17 protein-coding genes and 6 pseudogenes are annotated in these 23,751 nt (G+C 70.0%); 16 read left to right on the plus strand and 7 right to left on the minus strand.

The window, feature by feature from the left end; translation table 11 throughout:
• Positions 1 to 115: 115 nt before the first annotated feature.
• Both JL475_RS33660 and JL475_RS33665 read left to right on the plus strand, forming a co-directional pair.
• Positions 116 to 358 (plus strand): hypothetical protein, encoded by a 243-nt coding sequence (locus JL475_RS33660; RefSeq protein ID WP_202282000.1) that lies wholly within the window; start codon positions 116 to 118, stop codon positions 356 to 358.
• Positions 359 to 679: 321 nt separating this feature from the next.
• Positions 680 to 1,639, plus strand: coding sequence for a DUF5996 family protein (locus JL475_RS33665; RefSeq protein WP_202282025.1), 960 nt, complete (start codon positions 680 to 682; stop codon positions 1,637 to 1,639).
• A 55-nt stretch (positions 1,640 to 1,694) separates the two neighbouring features.
• On the opposite strand, the pseudogene JL475_RS33670 reads toward JL475_RS33665, so the two are convergent.
• Positions 1,695 to 2,137, minus strand: a pseudogene (locus tag JL475_RS33670) (VOC family protein).
• 765 nt (positions 2,138 to 2,902) lie between these two features.
• Between JL475_RS33670 and JL475_RS33675 the strand changes: the two are divergent.
• Positions 2,903 to 7,507: a cation-translocating P-type ATPase gene (locus JL475_RS33675; protein WP_202282001.1), complete on the plus strand. Its 4,605-nt coding sequence runs from the start codon at positions 2,903 to 2,905 to the stop codon at positions 7,505 to 7,507.
• A gap of 840 nt (positions 7,508 to 8,347) precedes the next feature.
• Here JL475_RS33675 and JL475_RS33680 read toward each other — a convergent pair.
• Complete coding sequence (locus JL475_RS33680; RefSeq protein WP_202282002.1) at positions 8,348 to 9,352, minus strand: hypothetical protein; 1,005 nt, start codon at positions 9,350 to 9,352, stop codon at positions 8,348 to 8,350.
• Positions 9,353 to 10,403: 1,051 nt separating this feature from the next.
• Between JL475_RS33680 and JL475_RS33685 the strand changes: the two genes are divergently transcribed.
• From JL475_RS33685 to JL475_RS33700, 5 genes and pseudogenes are all read left to right on the plus strand, one after another.
• Positions 10,404 to 10,985, plus strand: coding sequence for a cadmium resistance transporter (locus tag JL475_RS33685; protein WP_202282004.1), 582 nt, complete (start codon positions 10,404 to 10,406; stop codon positions 10,983 to 10,985).
• A 95-nt stretch (positions 10,986 to 11,080) separates the two neighbouring features.
• Complete coding sequence (locus JL475_RS33690) at positions 11,081 to 11,743, plus strand: DUF6461 domain-containing protein (RefSeq protein WP_307825241.1); 663 nt, start codon at positions 11,081 to 11,083, stop codon at positions 11,741 to 11,743.
• A 182-nt stretch (positions 11,744 to 11,925) separates the two neighbouring features.
• Positions 11,926 to 12,078: pseudogene (locus tag JL475_RS40615) on the plus strand (transposase); the annotation flags it as partial.
• A 630-nt stretch (positions 12,079 to 12,708) separates the two neighbouring features.
• Positions 12,709 to 13,805 (plus strand): annotated as a pseudogene (locus JL475_RS33695) (integrase).
• Positions 13,806 to 14,073: 268 nt separating this feature from the next.
• A pseudogene (locus JL475_RS33700) lies at positions 14,074 to 14,469 on the plus strand (hypothetical protein); the annotation flags it as partial.
• Between the two features lie 321 nt (positions 14,470 to 14,790).
• Here the strand turns inward: JL475_RS33700 and JL475_RS33705 are convergent.
• Both JL475_RS33705 and JL475_RS33710 read right to left on the minus strand, forming a co-directional pair.
• Positions 14,791 to 16,050: an FAD-dependent monooxygenase gene (locus JL475_RS33705; RefSeq protein WP_202282007.1), complete on the minus strand. Its 1,260-nt coding sequence runs from the start codon at positions 16,048 to 16,050 to the stop codon at positions 14,791 to 14,793.
• 149 nt (positions 16,051 to 16,199) lie between these two features.
• A complete protein-coding gene (locus JL475_RS33710; RefSeq protein WP_202282009.1) occupies positions 16,200 to 16,523 on the minus strand; it encodes a hypothetical protein in 324 nt (107 codons plus the stop codon).
• 275 nt (positions 16,524 to 16,798) lie between these two features.
• Here JL475_RS33710 and JL475_RS33715 point away from each other — a divergent pair, with 275 nt between their 5' ends.
• The 3 genes from JL475_RS33715 (at position 16,799) to JL475_RS33725 (ending at position 18,406) form a co-directional block, all read left to right on the plus strand.
• The gene (locus JL475_RS33715) at positions 16,799 to 17,485 is read left to right on the plus strand and encodes a TetR/AcrR family transcriptional regulator (protein WP_202282011.1); all 687 of its coding nucleotides are present in this window, start codon (positions 16,799 to 16,801) and stop codon (positions 17,483 to 17,485) included.
• An 85-nt stretch (positions 17,486 to 17,570) separates the two neighbouring features.
• On the plus strand, positions 17,571 to 17,726 hold the full coding sequence (locus tag JL475_RS33720; RefSeq protein WP_307825243.1) for a transposase: 156 nt from the start codon (positions 17,571 to 17,573) through the stop codon (positions 17,724 to 17,726).
• The gene (locus JL475_RS33725) at positions 17,723 to 18,406 is read left to right on the plus strand and encodes an IS6 family transposase (protein WP_202282013.1); all 684 of its coding nucleotides are present in this window, start codon (positions 17,723 to 17,725) and stop codon (positions 18,404 to 18,406) included. Before JL475_RS33720 ends, JL475_RS33725 begins: the two co-directional genes overlap by 4 nt.
• Here the strand turns inward: JL475_RS33725 and JL475_RS33730 are convergent.
• Complete coding sequence (locus JL475_RS33730; RefSeq protein ID WP_202282015.1) at positions 18,394 to 19,668, minus strand: ISL3 family transposase; 1,275 nt, start codon at positions 19,666 to 19,668, stop codon at positions 18,394 to 18,396. The genes JL475_RS33725 and JL475_RS33730 overlap by 13 nt on opposite strands.
• Positions 19,669 to 19,778: 110 nt before the next feature.
• Between JL475_RS33730 and JL475_RS40620 the strand changes: the two are divergent.
• From JL475_RS40620 to JL475_RS33735, 3 genes and pseudogenes are all read left to right on the plus strand, one after another.
• Positions 19,779 to 19,898 (plus strand): annotated as a pseudogene (locus JL475_RS40620) (IS6 family transposase); the annotation flags it as partial.
• 145 nt (positions 19,899 to 20,043) lie between these two features.
• Positions 20,044 to 20,145: pseudogene (locus JL475_RS40625) on the plus strand (XRE family transcriptional regulator); the annotation flags it as partial.
• Between the two features lie 26 nt (positions 20,146 to 20,171).
• Positions 20,172 to 20,381 (plus strand): hypothetical protein, encoded by a 210-nt coding sequence (locus JL475_RS33735; RefSeq protein ID WP_202282016.1) that lies wholly within the window; start codon positions 20,172 to 20,174, stop codon positions 20,379 to 20,381.
• A gap of 31 nt (positions 20,382 to 20,412) precedes the next feature.
• On the opposite strand, the gene JL475_RS33740 is transcribed toward JL475_RS33735, so the two are convergent.
• Positions 20,413 to 21,042 carry a TetR/AcrR family transcriptional regulator gene (locus tag JL475_RS33740; RefSeq protein ID WP_202282019.1) on the minus strand — a complete coding sequence of 210 codons (630 nt, stop codon included), beginning with the start codon at positions 21,040 to 21,042 and terminating at the stop codon, positions 20,413 to 20,415.
• Between the two features lie 105 nt (positions 21,043 to 21,147).
• On the opposite strand from JL475_RS33740, the gene JL475_RS33745 reads away from it, so the two are divergent.
• A complete protein-coding gene (locus tag JL475_RS33745) occupies positions 21,148 to 22,200 on the plus strand; it encodes an aldo/keto reductase (protein ID WP_202282021.1) in 1,053 nt (350 codons plus the stop codon).
• A gap of 261 nt (positions 22,201 to 22,461) precedes the next feature.
• On the opposite strand, the gene JL475_RS33750 is transcribed toward JL475_RS33745, so the two are convergent.
• Entirely contained in the window at positions 22,462 to 23,016 is a 555-nt protein-coding gene (locus tag JL475_RS33750) for a DUF2690 domain-containing protein (protein ID WP_307825242.1), read from the minus strand.
• A gap of 277 nt (positions 23,017 to 23,293) precedes the next feature.
• Between JL475_RS33750 and JL475_RS33755 the strand changes: the two genes are divergently transcribed.
• A partial coding sequence (locus JL475_RS33755) for a transposase (RefSeq protein ID WP_202282023.1) occupies positions 23,294 to 23,751 on the plus strand: 458 nt, incomplete at its 3' end.

Raw genomic sequence — 23,751 nt, forward strand, 5'->3', positions numbered from 1 at the left:
AAACGACCAGACGTCCCGAGAGCATCACTGAACGGAATCAGTCCAAAGGTCGCAAAGGTTAAATTTCAAGCTCAGCATCCTCCGTGTCCGTGACAACGTCCTCATCCTGCATCTGATGCGCTGGCCCGACGAGATCCGCAACCCGCCCGGGCTGGCACCGCCCGTGGCGAAGCTGCCAAAAGAAGAGATCGACCAGGCGATCACCCTCATCAACAGCATGGCCCGGGACGAGTTCCGCGGCACGTACACCGAGACCCCCGAGCAGATCATCGAGGCCAAGCGCAATCACAAGGTGCCGTCGAAGGTGACGGTGCCGGAAGCCGAGCCGGGCCAGGTGCTGGACCTGATGCCGCGCTGAACGCCTCCGTGCAGAAAGCACGTGCCTCCCGTGGCAAAGGCGAGGCCGAGGTCCACGAGACGCCGAGGAAGAAGGCTGCGAAGCAGACAGCCCGGAGGCCGCGCAGCGCCTGACGCCCAGCCCTGAGCTCGGCGTCCAAACGGCAGCGCCCGCCTTGATTGTGGGGGTAGGCGTTTGCGGGTTCGCCGCCTCCGATCGTCCGGGTCGCCACTCCGCCACTCGATCAGGGGGCCTTCCGGGTTCACGAGATGCCACACCTGCCCGGCGTGACCATCATGGTCATCCAGGCTCCGGCCCAGCCGGCAGGGAAGGGTGATGACCATGGAGCTGTTCCCGCCGATCCCGCTCGCCGAGTGGCGCGACACCAAAGAGACACTCCATCACTTCGCGCAGATCGTCGGGAAGGTCCGTCTCGCCGCCAGCACCCGGCGCAACCACTGGTGGAACGTCCCGTTCCACCTCACGGGGCGCGGCACCACCACTCGCCCGATGGGACAGGTCGACGGCAACCCGATCTTCACGATGGACTTCGACTTCGTCGCACATCAGCTGGTTGTCTCGACCCTGGACGGCCGGGAGATCTCCCTCCCGCTCATCGGCCGGTCCGTGGCGTCCTTCCACGACGCGGTCATGGACTCGCTGGCCGCGCTGGGCATCCGGGTGCGGCTCGACGTGCCCAGGCCCTTCGAGCTGCCCGACTCCGGCCGGCCGTTCGCCGAGGACACCGAGCACGCGACCTACAACCCCGCGCAGGCCAACCGCTACTGGCGGGTCCTCAGCCAGGTGGCGTCCGTACTGGAGGAATTCGCCGCAGGGTACTCGGGGAAGGTAAGCCCGGTGCACCACTTCTGGCACACCTTCGACATCGCCCACACCCGGTTCTCCGAGCGTCACATCGAGCAGCCCGAGCAGATCGACCCAGTCACCCGGGAGGCGTACTCCCGGGAAGTGATCAGCTTCGGCTTCTGGTCCGGGGACGACACCTTCCCCGAGCCCGCGTTCTACTCCTACACCGCCCCGGAGCCCGCGCACCTGGCCGAGGAGCCGCTCAAGCCCGCAGCGGCACACTGGATCGCCCGGAACAACAGCCACCTGGCCGTACTGCGGTACGACGCGGCCCGCACCGAGGCCGACCCGCGTGCCGCCGTACTCGCCTTCTACGAAAGCGCCTACCGGGCCGGTGCCCAACGCGCCGGATGGCAGATCGAGTCACTGGCATGCCCGGACGGGGTGACAGATCCGCAGCTGCGGGTCCACGGGCCCCGTCCCACTTCCGGCTGAGGCCCAGCAGCAGCCACGAATCCCCGCCAGTGTGGCCATCCGGGCACCGCCCCGTTCAGATGCCGGTGCGCGCCAGTTCGCCCCTGAGCAGGCCCGTCGCCTGGCCCACCTCGATGAGGTAGCCGTCCGGATCGCGCATGTAACAGCGCAACTCGGCGCGACGGTCGATGGGCGGGGTGAGGAACTCTGCTCCCTTCGCGACGGCCGTGTCGTAAAAGCGGTGGATGTCGGCCACTCGCACGTTCAGGAAGCTGGAGGCGGTGTGGGGGTCGTCCGGTCGACGCAATACGACGTCGGGCTTGTCGTCGGTGGGACCGCCACCGGGGTTCATGATGATCCAGCCGTTGGCGACCTTGATGATGCAGGGGTTCTCGTCCAGCACCACCGTTCCCCCAGCACGTCGGGGTAGAACGCCCGGGAGCGCGGCACATCGGAGACGGTGAGGAAGCGTGTGAGCACCAGACCCTCGATCGGCGCAGGGAGATCATCCGGATTCATCCTCTGCTCCCGCTCGAGATCGGCGGCGAGGCAGGCCGCGCGGCGGGCCGGAGCCGCGCCGGGCAACCGCTGGTCGCGGGCGCACTCCCCACCGGTGTGTAGTCAGTCATGCACCAAGAGTAGGATCCGGCCGACCGGACGGCACCCGCACGCCGGCCCCGCCTCCTTCCCGCTCCCAGCGGCCGCACGGCAGCCGCGGCTACCGCACCCCCGCCGACTACGAGGCCGCCCTCGCGGCCGGAGAAGGGCGAGTCGGCGGCCGAGCTGCTCGCCAAGTTCCCCAGCAGCCGGCTGACCGACGCGCTCAACGCCGTGCCCATCCCCAAGGACCAGAGGGCGGTAGACCTCTACATCAAGCCCGACAAGTTCCGGGACGTCTTCCTCAGCAACCGGCTCAGCCTCGCCGAGGCTGCCGTGGCCGCCCAGCGTCCCGCGACGCCCGCCACGTCCACCGACAAATCCGGTGCCCCGCGTGGAAGACCATCCCCAGCTGATTCCTGTCCGAGCAACCGACGTCGCGTATGAGGGTGTACACAATGCCCCAGGCGGCTTGTCCGACTTGCGTATTTAGTGGGGTATTTGTGAACGTCGTGCTCTGGTGCTTCGGCCTGTCGCTGGCAGGCCGATACCTGTCCAAGGGCACCGCCAGGCGGCTTTTCCGTCGGCTCATGTTGCCCATGTCCCTTGCCCGAGGAGTTGCCGGTGCTGCCGAGCAGTGGTGTATTCGCTTCCCTGTCATCCTGGCCGGTGCCGGGGGTGCTCGGTGTGGCCGTGGATACGGCGGCATCACTGGCCGGTGAGGCGTGGGCTGTTCTGGACGGTGTGGCCTGCCGGGGCCGGCACGTGGTAGGTGGTGCCTTCTACCGCTTCCCGGCGCCTCTTGCAGAGGTGGCCGCCGTGCTGGTGGACGCCGGTGAGGGGCGCGCGCGGCGGCGGGTGTGGTCCCGTGAAGGCAGGGCGTACATCGAGGTGCGCGGGTTGAGCGGGCACGGGGAGCGGCATGAGCGGCTGGCGCACGAGGTGGCCGCCGTGCTGCGCGGCGCGGAGAAAGTGCGCTGGGCGGAGGTGAATGCGGCGCTGGGGCTGGTGGTCGTCGACGCCGATGAGGGCAGCCTCGACTTGGACGAGCTGCTGGAGCTGGTCGAGCGAGTGGAAGAGGCACAGGGCAGCGCTGGGGAGTCGTTCTCCGGCAGTCCTCCTTGTCCGCCGTTCGACTCGGCGCCGGCGGTGCTGGCCGGGGTGTCGTTGGTGGCGGACTGCCTGGCACTGGTGGTAGCCGCGGCCGGACGGGTGACGCCGCTGCCGGCGCCCTCCGCGGTACTGCGGTTGCCCGTGGTGGTGGCGCAGACCCAGCCGCGGCTGCGCCGGCTGGTCGAGGACCGGCTTGGCCGGGCGCACGCTGAGACGGTGCTGGCGGTGTCCAATGCGGTCGTGCACTCCCTGACGGAGGGGGTGGCTCCGCTGGCGCTGGACGCGTTGCAGCGCGTGTGGCAGCTCGCTGAGCTCCGCAGCCGGCGGACCGTATGGGATCTGCGGGAGAGGGAGCTGGTGGGGGCCGGGGAAGGGCTTGGGTACCACCCGCCCGAGCGGCTGCCCCGGCCGGCGCCGCTGCCGGCCGGCCCGGTGGAGACGTGCGGGGAGCGGACCTCGCTGGCGGGGCTGCTGGGCGCGGGCGGGGTGCTGGGGTGGACGCACGGCTCCGAGCAGGCCGCGCAGGAGATCCTGGCGACCGTGCCGAAGGCGGCGGACATGGGCCGGGAGGCGTTCTGTGCCCGGCTGGGCCGTGATCTGGCCCGTGACGGTGTGCTGCCGATGGACGGGGCCGCCCTGCGGCTGCTGGACCGGGTCTCGACCGTTCTGATCGATTCGGCTGTCCTGTGCGCCCCCCGCCCCCGGCTGCTGTCGGTGACCGTCACCGGCGACGTGGACGAGGCCGGTCTGTGGGATGCCGGGCAGTCGGTGCTGGCCGGCCGGTCCCTGCGCGAACTGTGTGGCCCGGGTCCGTGGACCCGGGACGGGTGGCGGCTGGAATGCCCCGCGGACGCGCCGCGAGGGAGGCCGGACGCCCCTGCGGGGATGCCCCTGGACCTGCACGGCGCGGACGGCGTGCGCCGGGGCCGGATCCTGGTCGGCTGCGAGCTCGACCCGCTGGCCGACGCGGTGCTGGCCGCGGCCCGCACCGGCACCCGCCCCCTGCTGCTCACCGAGCACGCGAGCACCGCCGAACTGCTGCCCCGGGCCGATCGGACCCTGCCCGCGTCCGCACCCCTGGCCCAGGAGGTGCGGCGCCTCCAGGCCGACGGGCACGTCGTCCTGCTGATCTCCGCTGCCCAGGACGCCGCCCTGGCCGCCGCGGACGTCGGTGTCGCCGTCGTGCCGGGGCCCGACACCGCCGACGGGGTGTGCTGGGCCGCGGACGTGGTCTGCGGCCCCGGCCTGGCGCACACCTGGCGCATCCTGACCGCCCTGGACGAGGCACGCCAGGTCAGCGACAAGTCCGCCCGCCTGTCCTACGGCGGATCCACGCTCGGAGCACTCCTCGCCGCCGCCGGCACCCGCCGGAAGACCGCCGGACTGACCCACTCACCGGTCTACGGCGCGGCGTTCCTCGCCCAGCTGGGCGGCGCCGTCGCGGCCGGCCGCCTGGCACGCCGGCCCCTGCCACCGGCCCGCGTCCGCCACGCCTGGCACGCCTTTGGCCCCGTGGAGACTCTCAGCCTCCTGCGCACCCTCGACCAGCGCCTGGACGGCGAACGAACGCCCCCCTCGACCACCGACGCGGACCGCTCCCCGGGCGGCACTCTCCCCCGAGCCGTACGCGCCGCAGCCGGTGCCACCGGCCTCGCCGCAGCGACCTGCGGGGCCACGCAGCTGCTGGCCGCGGTGCGGGAGGAGCTGCGCGATCCCCTCACCCCCGTGCTGGCGCTGGGCGCCGCCGCCTCCGCCGCCGTGGGCTCCAGCGTCGACTCCGCCCTGGTGGGCGGAGTCATGATCGGCAACGCCGCGGTCAGCGGTGTCCAGCGGCTGCGCGCCGAACGCGCCCTGCGCGGACTGTTCCTCACCGAGAACACGAACGCCCGGCGGGTGCGGTGGACGCCCCCCGCCCTCACCGAAGCACCGGACGGGGACGAATTCTTCGCCGGACTCGGCACCAGCCCCGCGCACACCACGACCGCGCAGGAGCTGCGGGTCGGAGACGTGATCGCACTGGGCCCCGCGGATGTGATCCCGGCGGACGCCCGCCTGCTGGTCAGCAACCACCTGGAAACCGACGAGGCGGCCCTGACCGGCGAGTCGGCCCCGGTCTCCAAGGACCCCCGGGCCACGCCCGGCGCCGACCTGGCCGAACGCTCCTGCATGCTCTACGAGGGATCCACCGTCCTGGCCGGCACCGGCTACGCCGTCGTGGTGGCCACCGGATCCCAGACCGAGGCCGGCCGCGCCGCCGAGCTGGCCGGCCACGCCACCACCCCGCCCGGCCTCGAAGCCCACCTGGCCACCCTGACCAAGACCGCACTGCCCGCCGTCGGCATCGGCGGCGCCGCGGTCACTCTCCTCGGACTGCTGCGCGGCCTGCCGGTCCGCGAGGCCCTCGCCTCCGGGGTGGCCGTCGCGGTCGCCGCCGTCCCCGAGGGCCTGCCACTGGTGGCCACCGTCGCCCAGTCCGCTGCCGCCCGCCGCCTGTCACGGAAGGGGGTCCTCACCCGCTCCGCCCGCGTCCTGGAAGCCCTCGGCCGCACCGACGTCGTCTGCTTCGACAAGACCGGCACCCTCACCGAGGGCCGCCTGACCGTGACCCGCCTGGCCACACTCGACCACGATCTCCTGGTCGACAGCCCCGCCGGGCAACGCCTCCTGCGCACCGCCGCACGGGCCTGCCCCCACCCCACCGACGGACGGCCCCTCGCCCACGCCACCGACCAGGCCGTCGTCGACGCCGCCACCGCCCAGTGCCCTCCCGACCACGCCTGGCAACCCGGCACCGAGCTCCCCTTCGAAGCCGGCCGCGGCTACTCCGCGTCCCTGGGCACCGACGCGGGACGGCCCTTTCTCGCCGTCAAAGGCGCTCCGGAGACCGTCCTCGCCCGGTGCACCACCACCCTGAGCGCCGCCCAGGACGGCCCCGTCGGCGTCGTCCCCCTCGACCCGGCCCGGCTGCAGGCCGCCCACCGCCTCGTACGGCGCCTCGCGGGCGACGGACTGAGGGTGCTGGCCGTCGCCCAGGGCACGCCTGCCACCGCGCCGCATCCCGCCGCTCAGCCGGCCGAACTGGCCGGTGAACTGACCCTGCTGGGCTTCCTGGCGATCGCCGACACTCCCCGGCCCGGGGCGGCCGAGACCGTCAAACGCCTCACCGACGCGGGCGTGCGGGTCATCATGATCACTGGTGATCACCCCGCCACCGCCGCGGCCATCGCCTGCGACCTGGGCATCCCACAGACCGGCACCGCCCTGACCGAGGCACCCCTGACCGGGGCCGAACTCGACGCCCTGCCGGAACCCGACCGCCTCCGGGCGATCGACCGGACCACGGTCTTCGCCCGCGTCTCCCCCGAGCACAAGGTCCGCATCGTGCAGGCGCTGCAGGCATCCGGGCACGTCGTGGCGATGACCGGGGACGGGGTCAACGATGCCGCCGCCATCCGCCTGGCCGACGTCGGCATCGGCCTGGCCGCCCACGGCTCCGCCTCCGCCCGCGCCGCGGCCGACCTCGTCCTCACCGACCCCGATCCCACCCGCCTCCTCGACGCCCTCCACGAGGGCCGGACCCTGTGGCGCAGCGTGCGCGACGCGGTCGCGATCCTCGTCGGCGGCAACGCCGGCGAGGTCGCCTTCACCGTCCTGGGCACCGCCCTGTCCGGCCGGGCGCCGCTGGGCACCCGCCAGCTGCTGCTGGTCAACCTCCTGACCGACATGCTGCCCGCCCTCGCGGTCGCCCTCAGACCCGCCCGCACCCCCCGGTCCGGCGAAGACCCCCTCGCGGGCGGCCCCGCCCCCGCACTGCTCGGACGCCACCTGGCGTGGCTGCTGGCCGTGCGCGGCACCGCCACCACCCTCGGCGCCACCGCCGCCTGGCAGATCGGCCGGTTCACCGGCCTGCCACGCCGTGCCGGCACCATGGGCCTGGCCGCCCTGGTGATCACCCAGCTCGGCCAGACCCTCATCACCGACTGGCACAGCCCCCTGGTCGTGGCGACCGGGATCGTGTCCGCCGCCGCCCTCATCGCCGTCGTGCAAACCCCCGGCCTCAGCCACTTCTTCGGCTGCGCCCCCCTCGGCCCCCTAGCCTGGGCCGTTGTGACCTTCTGCGCGACCGTCGCCACCCTCGGCGCGGCCCTCGCCCCCGGCCTCCAGCAGGGAGTGTCATGAAACAGGCTCTGTCTCACATGGGGCGGTAACGGTAAGTAGTTTCCGTGGCGGGCAGTAACGCTCCCAGACCAGCGTGGGTGACGCGACCGTTGCGATGTCTCGGGTTCGTGTCGCTGGAGTGGCCGGCGGTCGTCGTCGGCCGTTACCGGCCGTCTTGCTGCCGGCCGTGGTGGGGCGTGTGACGGTCCGCCGCTGACCCCGGGGTGACAGTGGTACCGGGTCTCACTGTTATGAGGCGAGAGACCCCCAGGTGGTCTGCTGACGTGAAGCCGAGAGGTCGCACCCTGACTCATTGATGATCTGCGGTAGTTTGCCAGCATTGCTTCGGTGCTGATGCGTCAGTGATCCGGGGTGGTGTTGGCCGTGGTCGGGATCGATGCCGGCTGGTGTCGTGCCGCTGACGGTGGTTGCCGGTTTCGCGCTGACGTTTTTGACGAATCGCCAGGTCGTTGTGTTGCCGATCGGTATCACGGCTCGGTGTTCATGCTCGGCACGGCCTGGCCCGCCTGCCCGCACTGGATCGCTGACAGGGCAAGACCCCGGGCCATGGCTCCCGGGGCCTCTCTGCGTTTCGTGTGTCCGGCCGGTTCAACAACCAGCCGAAGGCGGTGCGTCATGCCCACTCCACGCCCAGCTCCGCGAGTGCGGCACGCTGGCTGCGATGTGCCGGTTTCGTGACAGTGAACCTTGAGCGCGACCTTCCTCGCGGCTTTCGCGGTGTGGCGTGCCGTCCCGCGCATGATCTCGGCTGCGTCGTCCAGGCGGTTCTCCGGGCACCTCGTCCGGGCCGCTGACAGGGGGAGTGGGGTTGGTGAGGGGGGCCGAGGGCCCGGCTGGGCGTCAGGCGCGGGCGCCCGTGCCGCAGGTTCCGGCGGGGTTCTGGGCGTCCTCGGCGTTGATGTCGCGGCTGCGGTCGTACGGGTCGACCGTGGGGCCCGCCGGAGGGGGTGACGCGCGCAGGTCGGAGTCGAACTGGGGGTGCAGATAGCCGTCGGGGGCGCGGCAGTCGTCGTTGCCGATGTCGACGTTGTAGGCGGTGACCCAGAGTTTCCCCGCCGTCACTTGCAGGCCGTTCGGGTTGTAGGAGTCGAATTCGAGGACGCGGCGGACCACGGTGCGGGCGACCTCCGTCGAGCCGTCGACCTTCATCACTGGGTAGACGAAGGTGTAGTCGGCGCGGATCCGCACCGAGCCGTGCTCGCCCGCGGTGAAGGTCATCCGGCCGCGGGTCTTGACCACTTTGCCGACCAGATCGACCTCGTCCGGGTCGAAGCGGGTGAACAGCCAGGTCGGGTCGGCGTCCTTGCCCGGCTTGTTCAGCCAGGACTCTATTTCCGGAACGAACTCGTCGTACTCGGAGTCGAGCCGGGCGAACGCGGTTTTTGGGTGTTCACCGCGCAGCGTCGCCGGGTTGAGGTTGGCGTCGATGATGAAGGCGCGGGTGGCCTCAAGGGCGGTGGCGACTTGCTCCTTCGACAGGCTGCCGATCGGTTTGGCCTCGGGGAGGACTATGCCCTTCGCTCCGTCGGCGTAGCGTGCGGCGGGTGACCCACGGAACGGGTCCTGGAGGGTCGGGGTGTCGGGGAACAGCTCGTGGGCCGGGGAGGCGGTGGGCGCTGCGGTCTCGGCCGGCAGGGGCTCGGTGGCCGTGGCTGCCGAGCCCCCGGTGCCTTCCGCGTCGCCGGGCAGTCGGGATGTCACCAGGGACGGGTTGACCGCGACCACGGCCAGTCCCGCCGCGAGCACCATGCCCAGCGCACTGCGTATTCGGCGGCCGCGCTGCTTCCGGCCGTTCATCTCCTGCCAGGCGGGGCCGGTACGCCAGCCGGGCGGTTCGTTGCTCATGGAACGTCGTGCTCTCTTCCTGGGTTGTTCTCGACCGGTCGTGTTTACTCTGCGCCTTGTTCAGACTTCTTCGTCAGGCAGGCAGGGGCTTTGAGAGGTCTCGAGGTGGGCGATTCACCTGCTGAACACCGAATGTGGCAATTTGCCGGCTTGGGTTGGTGCGGGCCTTGGACGCAATGCAGGCATGGTCGGGTGATCATGTGGGTTGCGAACGTATCTGAATGAAGTGCCCGATCCACGAGCCCGTCGCGGGGTCCGTTTGATGATCTGCGTCGGTTTGTCGATGTGGTTTCGGCGTTGATGGGCCAGTGATCCGGGGTGGTGTGGGCCCTGGTCGGGAGGGTGACGGCCGGTGTGGTGCCGCTGACACCGGTTGCCGGTGGAGCACTGACGTGTTTGCTGGATCGCCAGGTCATGGTGATACCGATCGGTATCACGACTCGATATGTGTGCTGGCCAGCGGGTCAAGCGGAGGCGAATGGCTTCGGCGCAGGTGGCGAGTTCGGTGCCGTTGCGGGCCGTGAGGAGGGGGAAGAGGGCGGCGGCGTTGCCCGGCCGCCCGCGCGCCGATCAGTCCCCCAGGCCCCTTTGCCGTCGGCGGCGCCTGGGGTGCTCACCGAGGCGCCTGCGCCCCGCGCGGTGGGGTGGCGTCGGGCCAGTGACCGGCAGCCGCCGTCTTCCCGCCGGCCGCGGTGGGGGCGCGGGATGGTCCGCCGCTGACACGGGGATGATCCGGGCATCGGATTGCACTGCCATGAGGCGATGAGTCCCCGGTGGTCTGCCGAGATGAAGCCGAGGGATCGCGCCCGGCCGGCCCTTGCCGCAGACAACAGGCTCTGCTCGCGCGTCGGTGACGAGACCGAACCACCGACCGGGACCGCCGGTAGCCCGTGACAACACCCCCTGAGCGCTGACCGGCGAAGGTGTGGCCGACCTCGGTTTTGTGACAGCAGCCTTTGAGCACGATGTTCTTCGCGGCCTTCACGGTGTGGCGTGCCGTCTCCCGTAGGGTCACCGCGTCGTTGCGGTACGAGCGGAGCGAGCTGGTCACGTGCACCTGGGCATCCTCGGGCAGGCGGTCGGCCTGTTCGCCGTCACCAACCTCGACGACCTCCTGCTTTTGTCCGTGCTCTTCGCCCGGGGCGCCAAACACCGCGGCGCGGCCCGCCGCATCGTGCTCGGCCAGTACCTCGGGTTCGCCGCCATCCTCGCCGCCGCGCTCAGCGGGACCCTCCTGCCCGCGGCGGTCATCGCCTACCTCGGCCTCCTGCCGCTCGCCCTCGGCCTCAGGGCGGCCCGGCAGGCCTGGCAAAACCACCGGGACGATGCCGACCGCGCCGGGCAGGGGGCCGGCCCGGGCCTGCTGGAGGTCGTCCTCCTCACCGTCGCCAAGGGCGGCGACAACCTCGGCGTCTATGTGCCCGTCTTCGCCACCGCCGGCCCCGGCGCCGTGAGCGTTTACGTCGTCGTCTTCCTCGTCCTGCTCGCGGGGTGGTGCTGTGCGGGCCGGTGCCTCGCCACCCGCCCGGCCGTCGCCCAGGCCTTCGGCCGCTGGGGCGACATCCTGCTCCCGGTGGTCCTCATCGCGATCGGCTTGTTCCTCCTCGTCGAGGGGGGCGCCTTCGGGCTCTGAGCCGGCGGCGCCGGCGGCTCAGAGCCCGAAGGCGGTGATCAGACGCATCGCCTGGATGCTACGGTCACCGGCTGGGCGGTTCAGGACTTCTAAGGGTGAGCGAATTGCCGACGGGGTCTTCCTTCGACTGGGTCCGCGCAGAATCGTGGTGCGCCACGTTCACCCGTGGCATCACACCGGACGACGTACTCGTCCGCTATGGTGCGGTCCCGGGAGACGCCCGGGTAATGCCGAAGCCGGAGGCAGTCCGCCTGGGCGCCGATGCGTACCGGACTGGGGCCCCGAAGTCGGTGCTGCGGGTCGGTTCGCTGGGCGACTGGTCGTTCTGCTACGAGGAATGGGGAGTTCTGGGCGGCATGTCCGGCCCATTGTCGAGGCTCTCCCGCGGCACGGAGACATTCACCGTCGCCAGTAATGTCAGCATGGACACCTTCGGGCACTGGCGCGACGGCCGGTGCACCGAAGCCTTCGAACCGGATGACCCGGGCACTCGGCAGCCCCCGCCACATCCCTGGCGGGATGCCCTACAGGAACGACGGGAAGCAGGCGGGGGCAGCGAGCCCGGACTGGTGGCGGCGGTCCGGGTGATCGGCGACCGCATGGGCGCCGTCCTGGACGACGCCACCCTCGACGGCCCCCTGCCGACCGTGCTGCTCGGAGACGACCGTCCGCCCCGACCGTCCCGGCCCGGCGGCCGGGGCCGGGGAGCCGGGGTCCTACTCACCGACGGGGCCGGCCCGGACGCCCCGCCGGCCTGAGCGGGCCGCACCGCGCCGCCGGGTGGCACGCGTGGATCGCGTGCCACCCGGCGGCGTGCTTCACGACCGCGCGACGCGCACCGGCGGCCGGAGCAGGTCAGCCGGTGGACGGGCGGGGTCTGCAACGCACGAGGCTCCCGTGCCGGAGACAGAGGTATTCGACGTCTCAACTCACGCAGGCCTTCGACGCGGTGCTGGCCGATGCCGGGCTGGAGGTCGTCCTCAGCGGCATCCGGATGCCCCGGATGAACTCCATCATGGGACGGTGAATCCAGACCTGCCGGCGCGAGCTGCTGGACCACACCTTGATCTGGAACCAGCGCCACCTGCTCCACGATCCGCCGGGAGGCGGGTGAACCGCTCCGGATTCGATAGGGACTCGGTCGGCGGCCCGCCCCGCCCCACGGCATCGGGTCCCGATCCGGTGTCCTGGGTGGCGCGGGCCTTCTTCACCCAGCCCCGCAGCGACTCCGGACTGACCCCGAGTGCGATCTCTCGGTTTCGGGACAGTGGGGTGAGAGACAGCGGACCTGGGTGTGTTGTTGCTGGTCGGTGGTGGTTTAGGGACGTGGGGTTATTGTCCTGGACGTGAGAGATCCGCGGGGCGTCGCTGTCGTGGGGGTGTTATCCCGTGCTGGGTGACGCTGTCTTGAGTTTTGTGAATTCTTATCCACTGGCCGGTGGGTGGTTGGTGTGCTCGGGGTGTGGATCAGGAAGTGGAGCGCCCGGTTTCTGAGGTGTCGGGCCGAGCGGCTGGTGCGTTGCCTGCTGTGTCTGTTCGGGCGTTGTGGGGGCCGGCGGTGCGCCGGTTGTTGGTCCTGCGGCGGGAGGGGAAGCCCTGCGCTTGCCGATAACCTCATCCGCCCTGGTCGGAGCCGGTGTGCGGGGGGTACGGGACGTCGAGTGCGGTCGGTCGAGTCCGCGCCGTCGCGCGGCTGTCGATCAACGCGGCATGATGACCAACCGTGCCGCTGCGACCGGCCTACCCGGGCAGGGCGAACGCGTTCGCCCTGCTGCGCCTGCCACCGATGAGCGATCGGGACAAGGACATGGAGATCCTCGCCCTGCGCCACCGACTGTCGGTGCCGGAGCGCCGACTCGGTAAGGAGAAGGTGCGCTTCAGCCCGAGCGGCCGGGCGTTCCCGGCGGCGCTGCCGTACCGGCTGCCGCGGGACGTGCCGCGCAGGCCGCGGCTGCTGGTGCGGCCGGACACGGTGCTCCGTGGGCACCGCGACCCGGTCGCCCGCCGCCACGCCGACCAGTCCCGGCCGAAGCGCCCGGGCCGGCCCCGCACCGGGCGCTCCGTCCGCGCCTTGGTGCTGCGCCCGGCACGGGAAAATCCCCCGTGGGGCTGCCGGCGCCTCCACGGCGAGCTGCTGGTGCCGAGCGTGAAGGTCGCCGCCTCCACGGTCTGGTAGATCCTGCGGGAGGCCGGGATCGACCCGGCGCCCGAGCGGACCTCCAGCACGTGGGCCGACTTCCTGCGCCCCGGGCCGACGCGCTGCCGGCCTGCGACGTCTTCGAGACGGTCACCCTGATCGGGGCACGACTGTACGTGTGCGCCGTGCTCGAGCACGCCGGCCGACGGATCCGGATCCTGGGTGCGACCGCGCACCCGACGGCCTCGGGGGTGGCGCAGGCCACGAGGAATCTCGTCATGGACCTGGAGGATGCCGGCTGCCGGGCGCGGTTTTTGATCCGGGACCGGGCCGGGAAGTTCCCCGCCCTGTTCGACGCGGTCCTCGCCGCTGCGGGGATCGAGGTGGTGCTCGGCGGTGTCCGGATGCCGCGGATGAATGCGGTCATGGAACGCTGGGTGCAGACCTGTCGGCGCGAGCTGCTGGACCGGACCTTGATCTGGGATCAGCGGCATCTGCTCCACGCCCTGCGGGAATTCGAGCGTTTCTACCAGGTGCACCGGCCCCCTCGGGGCATCGCGAACGCCCGCCCGTTGAACCCGTTGCCCACGCCGATCGTCGATCCGGACCAGATCACCTGTCTCGAGGTACGACGACGCGATCGCCTCGGCGGCCTTCTCCACGAGTACGAGCATGCCGCCTGACCTGCCCGGACGAGGATTTCGGCAAGGGCAGGGTCAGTGAGATCTGATGGACTGGTCGGTCATTTCGGGGTGTTGAACGGCGCAGTGCGTTATCCGCCAGAGCGGTGATCAGGCCGGGGACGGCGTTGAGCCGCGAGAGTCGTCTGCGTTCGCTGATGCATCGTCGTGGTGGGTCGGGCCGACACTCGGGCAGCGCGGTGAGAGTGCGTTTGAGATCTGTGGCTGTGGCGGTTCCGGTCAGGTAGCGTGATCGACGTGGACCAGGGGCGGGCAGCAGCTCAGCGGGTCCGCGCTCGCCGCGGGTTTCGAGGCCACCTGGCAGGAGGCGGACCGCCTGTGCCGGGCCGAGCCTGACGGGCGTGTGGTCCGCACCCGGCACGGTGATCCGAGGCTCCTGTCGGAGTTCCTGCTGACGCGAGTGGTCGAGGTCGCCGTACGCGGCCTGGACCTGGCCGACGCCCTGGGACGCGAGCCGTGGCTGACACCGCAGGCCGCGGACGTTGTGCAGGATCTTCTGCTTGGCCCGGACAGTGCGGCAGCGCTGGAGAAGCTGGGCTGGAGTCGGCTTCTCTTCCTGCGTAAAGCGACGGGACGCGACCTGATCACCCGGGAGGAAGCGGCGGAGGTCGACCGCCTGGGAATCCGCTGGCTGACGCTGGGCTGAGCATGGTCGTGCGTCGGGTCTCCACAGTGCGGCACAGATTCGGCATGGGCCGCATGTGCGAGGGGCAGAATGGCGTGGCCTCAGCCCCCTGAACACCCGCTGGGCCGAGAGGAAACCGCCCAGCAATACCCGAACCGGGCATGTCCGCTGACGCCGGACTCACGGACCGCCAACCAACTTGCGGAGCGGGTTTGGCCGGCGGTCTGCTTGCTCTGGGACCGAGCGGACTCAAAAGGTCCGCACTGCGTGTGAGCCGGCGGTGGCCAGAGGTTCCCGGCAAAGAGGTCGTGGAAGGCCGCCGAAGGCCCATGCCCCCACTGTCTACCCGTCACGGTTTCCCTGCTGATCGGCTCCGGACGGGAACGGTAGTCGGCCAGTTTGACGTGACTGGTCGTCTTTTCCGCCGCCTCGCCGGCGGGCGAGGTACCAGCGTCGGCCGGTGGCAAAGGCGCGCCGTGCGGTGCGCACCGCAGCGATCTGAGTGGCGAGGTGGAGTTGATGGTGCCAGGGGTTCTGGCCGCCGTGGCGTACCGACATGGCATGCGCGAACGCCACAGCACCGCGGTCGACGTACTGGTCCAGGTGCTCGAACCACGCCATGCTCGTACGCGAGGCCGCCTGCACCGGATGGAGTTCCGCGCGGCGATGGCGGTCGTACTCCCGCAGCGCGTCCTCCACGTCAAGGTATTTCTGCAGGCTGTGTGCAAGGACGATCGCGTCGATGATCGCCAGTCTGGTGCCCGACCCCAGCGTGAAGTGGGTGGTGTGGGCAGCGTCGCCGACGAGCACCGTCGTGCCGTGGTACCAGGTCTTGTTGGTCACGTGCGCGAAGCGCTGCCAATGCGCCGGTGCCCCCCGTGATCGGCTGATCAGGCGGTGGCCGTCGAGTGCGCGCTTGAAGATCTCCTCCAGCAGTCCCACTCCCTGGTCGCGGCCGAGCACGTCGAGCCCCAGACCGTGCCAGGTCTGCGGTGAGCATTCGACGATGCAGGTGCTGATTCCCTCGACTGAGGGGTAGGCGTGAAACCAGATCCATCCGGCGGACGTCCGCTCGAAGCTGAACACGAAGCTGCGGAACGCCTGGTCCGTGCCGAGCCAGAGGTAGGGATTGAGACCGACCTCGATGCGAGTTCCGAACGCTGCGCTCTGCCCCCGGATCCCGCTGTTCGCACCGTCGGCAGCAACGAGAAGGTCCGCTTCGGGAAGCGTCGAGAGATCTGCAACGCGGTGGCCGTACCGGACGTCGACGCCGAGCTGCACGGCACGCCGGGCCAGGACGTCGAGCAACGCAGATCGGCTCATGCTGTATCCGTACCCCCCGAAGTACGCCGTCTGCTCGCCGCCCGAGCCGTGCACACGCACCTCCTGGTCCTGCCACAGCACGGACCTGGCGGTGACCTCCCGGGCGCTTTCCGGATCGTTGCGATAGAGGACGTCCAACAGGTCGTCCCAGTACACGACGCCCCAGCCGTAGGTGGCCGCGGGCGGGTCACGGTCGTACACGGTGATCTCGTGCCCGGCATCGCGCAACTTGGCCGAGATCGCGAAGTACAGCCCCGCAGGCCCCGCACCGACGCACACGATCCTCACCGCTACACACCGCCCCGACTACCGGTCGGATGGGAGGCCCACCACTCCAGACGGGTCCGGATGCCCGAGATGTCCGGGCATCCGGATGCAGCACTCACAAAACTGCCGCAGGTTGGTCGCGAGCTCACTGCGCTGGAGCGTCAGTAGACACGCCCGCCATCGCCGTGGTCACCACCGAAGCCGTGATCGAAGCCGTGGTCACCACCGAAGCCATGATCGAAGCCATGATCGAAGCCCCAGCCCCAGCCGGAGTGGCAGTGGTCTCCCCAACCCCAGCCCCAGCCGTCACCGAAGAAGCAGCGATCCCCCCGGGCCTTGCTGTCGTGGAAGGGAGCCGAAGCGACATGGGACGACGAGGGGGAAGCGGCCGCGCTGACAGCGCCGGCTCCGGCCGCGACGGCAAGGATGGGTGCCATGCAGACCGCAGCGGCTATTCGCCGCGTCCTGCTCGTGGTTGCGCGCATGATGATGTCCCCCTTCCGGGGGTCGAAACAGAGATCTCGGGCACTCGGGGAGAACGCCCGTACGCGCCAGATCCTGCGCGCGGGTCTGACACGCGGTGACCCACCCGCCGGACGTACTGAAACATCGTCGCAGCAGTTTCCAGGCAGGCTTGCGGATCTTACTATTGAGTACAAGACGGAGCATACGGTACGAAACGCCCCGTTTCGCTAAAAAATAGAGCCATTCTCCGGGCAAAGTCAACGGGGGTGCCAGGGGCTCACGAGGGAGGCATGCGGTGGACACTCCCAGGCCTCAGGACGGCCGTCAGAGCGCTCTGGCTCCTGAGGGCGCCCGGCCCGACCGCATCACGCCCGACTCGCGGCGGCGCCGCCGGGAGTCCCACGAAGCCGTGCTCCGAGCCACGAAAGACCTCCTCGGCGAGGTCGGATACCAGCGGCTGGCCTTCGAAGGCGTCGCCCGGCGGGCCGGAGTCAGCAAGGCCACCATCTACCGGTGGTGGCCGAACAAGGCCGCACTCGTGATCGAGGCCCTCAGCGGGGAGGTCCCCCTACCTCCCATCCACGAGACCGGCGACCTCGAAGCCGACCTGCGCACCGCCGTCCGTCTCACCATCGAGCTCGTCTCCGCCATGCCCACTTGCCTGATCCTCCCGGCGCTTCTCGCCGACGTGATCGAGGATCCCACCGGCACGGAAGCCTTCGCCGAGCTCATCGAACCCCGCCGCGCGTCGGTCGCGAACCTGCTGGAGCGGGCCCGCCTCGAAGGCCGGTTGCCGCCGGACACCGATACGTCACTGATGGTCGACATCTACTCCGGGACGGTCGTGTACCTGGCCGCGGTGAACCGCATACCACCGGGCGAGGCGGTGGTGGACCAGCTCGTCACCCTCCTCCTGCACGGCCACCTCCCGGTCCCAAAAGGACCCGCCCCCGCAGACCGGGACGGATCACCAGGCGGGTGAGCCGACCGCGCAGAAGTCGCCCCCTGCGGGGACGATCCCTGTCGATGGTGCCGTAGGCCGTACCGAGCGGCCGCTGCCGGAGCTGATCGAGGCCGAGGCCACCGCCCGGATCGGCGCCGAGTGGGGCGAACGCACCGACGCCCGCACCGCCTACCGCAACGGGCACCGGGACAAGACGGTGACCACACAGGCTGGCGACCGGCGTTGTCAGGTTGAGTGGTGGCCTTCTCGGGCGGCATGATCATCCGTCTTGCCGAATCGCTGGAGGGACTGTCCGTGGTGACGCCGTCGTACCGGGGTTTCCGCTTCCCTCCGGAGGTCATCTCCCACTGCGTGTGGCTGTACCACCGCTTCCACCTGAGCCTGCGCGACATCGAGGAGCTGATGCTCGAGCGCGGCATCGAGGTCAGCCACGAGACAGTCCACCAGTGGACGCGCCGGTTCGGTCCGGCTTATGCCGCTGCGCTACGTCGGCGCCGTCCGGGGCCTGGTGACAAGTGGCACCTGGACGAGGTGTTCGTCAAGATCAACGGCGTGCAGCGGTACCTGTGGCGGGCCGTGGACCAGCACGGGAACGTGCTGGACATCCTGCTGCAGAACCGGCGGGACGAGGCCGCGGCCAGGCGTTTCTTCCGGAAGCTGATGAAGAAGACCCGGTCGGTGCCCCGGGTGATCGTCACCGACAAGCTCCGCTCCTACGGCGCCGCCCACCGCACGGTGATGCCGTCGGTGGAACACCGCTCACACAAGGGCCTGAACAACCGGGCCGAGAACTCCCACCAGCCGACGAGGCAACGCGAGCGCGCGATGAAAGGCTTCCGATCGGTGGGCGCCGCGCAGCGGTTCCTGGCCGCGGTCGGCGGCATCTCATCCCATTTCCGGCTCTCCTGTCGCTTCCGTGGGTGGGGTTATGCGAGTTGACGGCCTGGTAGCTGCGGGCGGTGTCCGCCGAGGCTGAGCATCGCCAGGGCGATCAGGGCGTCGGGGCTCTTGAACCCGAAGGCCAGGCGGGTGATGAGGCGGATCTTGGTGTTCGTGGACTCGATCAGCCCGTTGCTCAGGTTGTGCTCGGCCGCGGCAATGATGGCGTCCCAGTGCCGGACGATGGCGCGCTGGAGGTCGACGAAGGCGGGGATGCGACAGCGTCGGGCCCAGATCACCCAGTCCCACAGCACCTCGGCGGTGTCCTTGCCCTGTTTCAACGCCATGCGCAGGCCCTCCTTGAGGAGGTAGGCGCGGTGCAGCAGCGGGTGGGCTGCGGCGATGAAGGCGAGCTGAGCCTGCTGGCCGGCGGTGAGGTCCTCGGGGTTCTTCCAGAGTGCGAAGCGGGCCTTCTTCAGCGACTTCGAGCCGCGGGTGGTCCGGCCCTTGCCGCCGCGCTCGGCGTTCCACACGTTCCGGCGGACGACGTCCAGGGCGTCGGTGGCCCACTTCACGACGTGGAAGGGGTCCATGCAGCGCACCGCGTTCGGGCAGCGGGCCGCGACGACGGCATCGATCCACTCGGCGCCGTCCGCCGACACGTGCGTGATCTGCGCGGTGCGCTCGGCGCCGAGGGCGTCGAAGAAGGCGTGCAGGGTGTCCTTGTCCCGGCCGGCCGCCGCCCATACCAGGCGCCCGGAATCGTGATCGACCACGATGGTGAGGTACTTGTGCCGCTTCTTGTAGCTGATCTCGTCGATGCCGATCCGCCGCAGTCCGGCGAACAGGTCCACCAACGCTTCGACGTCGACCCAGACCCGCTCGCAGATGTTGCCGACGGTGCGCCAGCCGATCCGCAGCAGCTGGGTGACGGTGGTCTTGCTGCAGCAGGTGGCCAGCCACGCGGCGGTGGCGTCGAAGGCGTGGGTGTGTCCGGCGCCGTGTCTGGCCCAGGGCACCGCCGCGACCGTCACGCCGTGCTCGGGGCAGGCCACCCGCGGCGCGTCGGCTTCGATCACGGCTTTGAGGGTGCCGATGTCCAGGGCCCGCCAGCGGCGGCGGCCCTCACCGGCGTCGTACTTCGCGCACGTGCGGCTACAGATGCCGCACCGCTGCCGCCGGCCCTTCGCGGGCCGGGCGCAGACCACGATGACGCGCTCGCCGTCGTCCCCCTCGCCGGGCTCGGCCTCCTCCACACTGACCTGCTCGATCACCGTGTTCTCGACATCGAGCAGCCGAGTCCATACCCCTGCACTTCGCACGCCGTATCCGGGTTCTTCCGTTTCGTACCTTCAGCAGTCGAAACGTATCCCGGATACGGCGTGTTCTACGCATCAGCCCAGGTCAGACACCCACGGAAGCGACAGGAGAGCCCCATTTCCGACCCCGCCGTCACCTCCTCGCCGCCCCGAACTACCGCGCCGAGATGATCCTCCGCTTCGTGATCTGGGACCAGATCACCGGCGTCGCCGGCCTGCCCGCCATAGCCTGAGCCGCTGTCACCACCGAAGCCGAAACGCGCCGAACTGGCTCACACCCTCGAGCACTCGCTCAACCTGACAACACCCTCCTGTCGCTTCCGTGGGTCGCCGGTAAGGGCGTAGCGGTGGGCGGCGAGTGAAGCGGTTGGCCGAATAGCCCCTCCCGGCACCACCGACGACGCCCGCATCCGCCATCTCACCCTCGCCCTGCCCCCGCAGTACGCGGCCCGCCTCTTCGCCGCCCGGGCCGATGGCTCTTCCCAGGCCGACGGGCCGGACAGCCCATGACCCCGGACACCCTCGAAATCCGCCTCCGCCACCTGGGCTTCCCCACCCAGCGAGGACGCGCATCGGCGATCCGCCGCCTCGTCCTCCAGGCCCCCGCCCCCGTGGTCGCCCGCATGCTCGGCTACCACGACGACACCACCGCCCAACTCGCCGCCGAGGCCGGGGGAACCTGGAAACGCTACGCCCCCGGAGATCACGCTCGGTGACCCGCTCTCAGCGACGGATGCGGAAAGCCGGTCACGCATGCCCTTCGTCACCCCGCAGGTACGCTCCCGCACGAGCCGCAGCCACTGCGGCCTCGGCGGCCTGATCTGCGGCGGCTTCGTCGAGGCGGCTGCTGCTGGTCAGCAGCCGGTAGTAGAGGGGGGCGGAGACAGCACGGATCACCTCGTGGACATCGGTGCCCTCAGGCACCTCGCCCCTGTCGATGGCCTGCTGGACACAGGGTGCCCATTCCTTGACGCGGATGTCGTAGAAGCGGTGCAGGGCCTCGGCTGTCTTCGCCTCGCAGGTGGCGGCGGCGATCACTGCTTTGAACAGCGCTCCTTGCCGCGGATCGGCCAAGGTGCGCTGCACGAGCCGGGCGTTGGCCTTGAGATCACCGCGCAGCGAGCCGGTCTCGGTACGCGGCAGTGATTGCTCGGCCATGTCCATCAGCAGGTCGGCCACCAAGATGGTCACCGTTCCCCAGCGGCGGTAGACGGTGGTCTTGCCCACCTCGGCACGGCGCGCGATGTCGGCGAGGTCCAGGCCGGCGAAGCCATGCTCCGCCAAGGCGTCCCCAACCGCCTGCAGCACCGACGCCCGCACCCGCGCCGTGCGCCCTCCAGGCCGGACGGTCCCCGGATCCGCACCCTCAATTCCCATAACGGGACTCCAGTTTCGTTAATTACGCACACCTGCTACGTTGAGGCACACACTAACGGAACTTCAGAACCATTAGCCAGGTCAGGCGACGAGAGAGGAACAGCCATGGAATACAGGCGGCTGGGCGCATCCGGCCTCAAGGTCCCCGCACTGAGCTTCGGCGCCGGCACCTTCGGCGGCCAAGGGCCGCTGTTCGGTGCCTGGGGCAACACCGATGCGCAAGAAGCCCGCCGTCTCGTGGACATCTGCCTCGACGCCGGGATCACGATGTTCGACACCGCTGACGTCTATTCCAGCGGGGCCTCCGAGGAGGTACTGGGCGAAGCGATCAAAGGCCGCAGGGACGAGGTGATCGTGTCCACCAAGACGAGCCTGCCGATGGGTGACGGTCCAGGCGATGCGGGCTCCTCTCGTTCGCGCCTGATCACCGCGTGCGAGGACGCCCTGCGCCGGCTCGGCACCGACTACATCGACCTGTTCCAGCTGCATGCCTTTGACGCCGGCACGCCGGTCGAGGAAGTCCTGTCCACACTCGACGATCTCGTACGAGCAGGGAAGGTCCGCTACCTCGGCATCTCCAACTTCTCCGGCTGGCAGGCGATGAAGTCCCTCGCGAGTGCGGAGAGATACGGCCACCCGCGCTATGTCGCACATCAGGTCTACTACTCCCTCATCGGCCGCGACTACGAATGGGAGCTGATGCCCCTCGGGCTCGATCAGGGCCTCGGAGCCCTCGTCTGGAGCCCGCTCGGCTGGGGACGGCTCACCGGCAAAGTCCGCCGCGGCCAGCCGCTACCGGCCAACAGCCGACTGCACCACACTGCGGACTACGGCCCACCGGTCGAGGACGAACACCTCTACCGCGTGGTCGACGCCCTCGACGAGATCGCGCAGGAGACCGGCAAAAGCATTCCGCAGATCGCCATCAACTGGCTGCTGCAGCGACCGACCGTCTCCTCCGTAATCATCGGCGCCCGCGACGAGGACCAGCTTCGCCAAAACCTCGGTGCAGTCGGCTGGACTCTCACGCCCGACCAGATGGTGAAACTCGATGCGGCCAGCGGCAAGACAGCGCCCTACCCGTACTTCCCTTACCAGCGCCAGGAAGGCTTCGCCCGCCTCAACCCGCCAGTTGTCGCGCGTCCGCCTGCTGCATAACATCGGCGTCAAGTAGCAGGAACAGCCGCGTATCCCGGACTCGGGCCGGCAGGGTGCTGCCTCACTCAACGCCTGCCCGGGGCCTGGACAGCTGCGGTGATAGCTTCTCTCCCCCTGCCGACCATCTTGTTGGCGCGACCACACACGGTCACCACGGAACCTCACGCACCGAGGAATAGGCGACAGTCGATTACGCGAGGTCGCCAGTTTCATGCCCCTACCTCAGGTCGCACACCTGGTCCTGCTGCCACACCCTCCGGGTCACCGCCAAGCGGTCGCCTCGGTCGCGTGGATGCAGTAACGCTCGTAAGTGCTCTCACCACCGGCCCTGGGGACCGCACAGGCGGTGACCTGGAACTCGCCGTCGCCCACACTCACCATGCTGGTGAACTTGTCGTCGTCGTACTCGATCTCGGCAGTGCGCTTGGCTCCCCCGGTGGCCTCTGCCGTAACCAGGTCTCCCGGGCTCCCCCGCTCGATCCGCGCCCATACCGCCTGGCAGTTCTCGCTGTAGCGGAGCTGAAGGAGGGCGGGGTTACCGGCGGCGGGTTTGAAGGTGCGCGCGTCCTCGCCGCATCCCTGGTTCTGCGGGTTCTTCCCCTCGCAGGCTTCACCCGGACAGGTCGGCTCGTCGAGGAAAGTCTTCATTACGTGTTCTCCGAGCGGGGACAAGACGGCAGCCGCCACGGCGCCGACGATTGCCACGGCGTAGGCCAGTGTCGTCGCACTGTTGCGCCTGCTCCGCCTGCCTGCGGGCGGTTGTGACTCGGGCTCGGGGGACACTGCGGAGTTGTCGCTGGGGCTGTTTGTCGTCACGGGGACCACCTTGGTGCGCCGGCCGGAAGAGACAGAGTCCACCCCTGTTGTCACAGGGGGAAGGCGCACGTCGGAAGCACAGAAGGCATGCAAGCCCCCTCCTCATGCGCCCTTGCTCAGGCAACGACAACACCCGGACCAGGCAACGGGCACTCAGCCCGGATTCACCGGCTGATGGTTCGGTAAGACCTGCGGGAGAACGAAGAGATGCCTCGTGACCTGCGATGATGGGCTTGTCTAGGGTCCATCAGCGCGAGAGTAACAAGGCATCTCCGAAGTGCAATCTTCTCACGCCGCGGCGGCGGTGGCCGCTGCGTTCGACGAGCCGAATCTGGTTGCGGACGCTGGGCTGGTACCGCTGATCCGGCTGGCCGAACGGACGGGACTCCCGTCGCTGGTACGGCAGCACGTGAAGATCAAGGACGCGGCGAACAGCGGCGGGGCGAACCCGGATGCGAAGGTGATGTCGCTGGTCGCGGGCATGTGCGCGGGGGCGGACAGCATCGAGGACCTGCACCGGCTGCGGCACGGTGCGATGCACCGGCTCTTCGAGGGGGTCAGGGCCCCGTCGACGGCGGGCACCTTCCTGCGCTCCTTCACCCACGGTCATTCCCGCCAACTCCACCGGGTCCACCGCGCCTTCCTCGCTCGTCTGGCCCGGCACACGCCGCTGCTGCCCGACGCCCGGACCGTGGCGTTCGTGGACATCGACCCCACACACCGGCAGGTCTACGG

It is taken from the genome of Streptomyces sp. M2CJ-2 (genome assembly GCF_016757295.1).
In the GTDB taxonomy this organism is placed as follows: domain Bacteria; phylum Actinomycetota; class Actinomycetes; order Streptomycetales; family Streptomycetaceae; genus Streptomyces.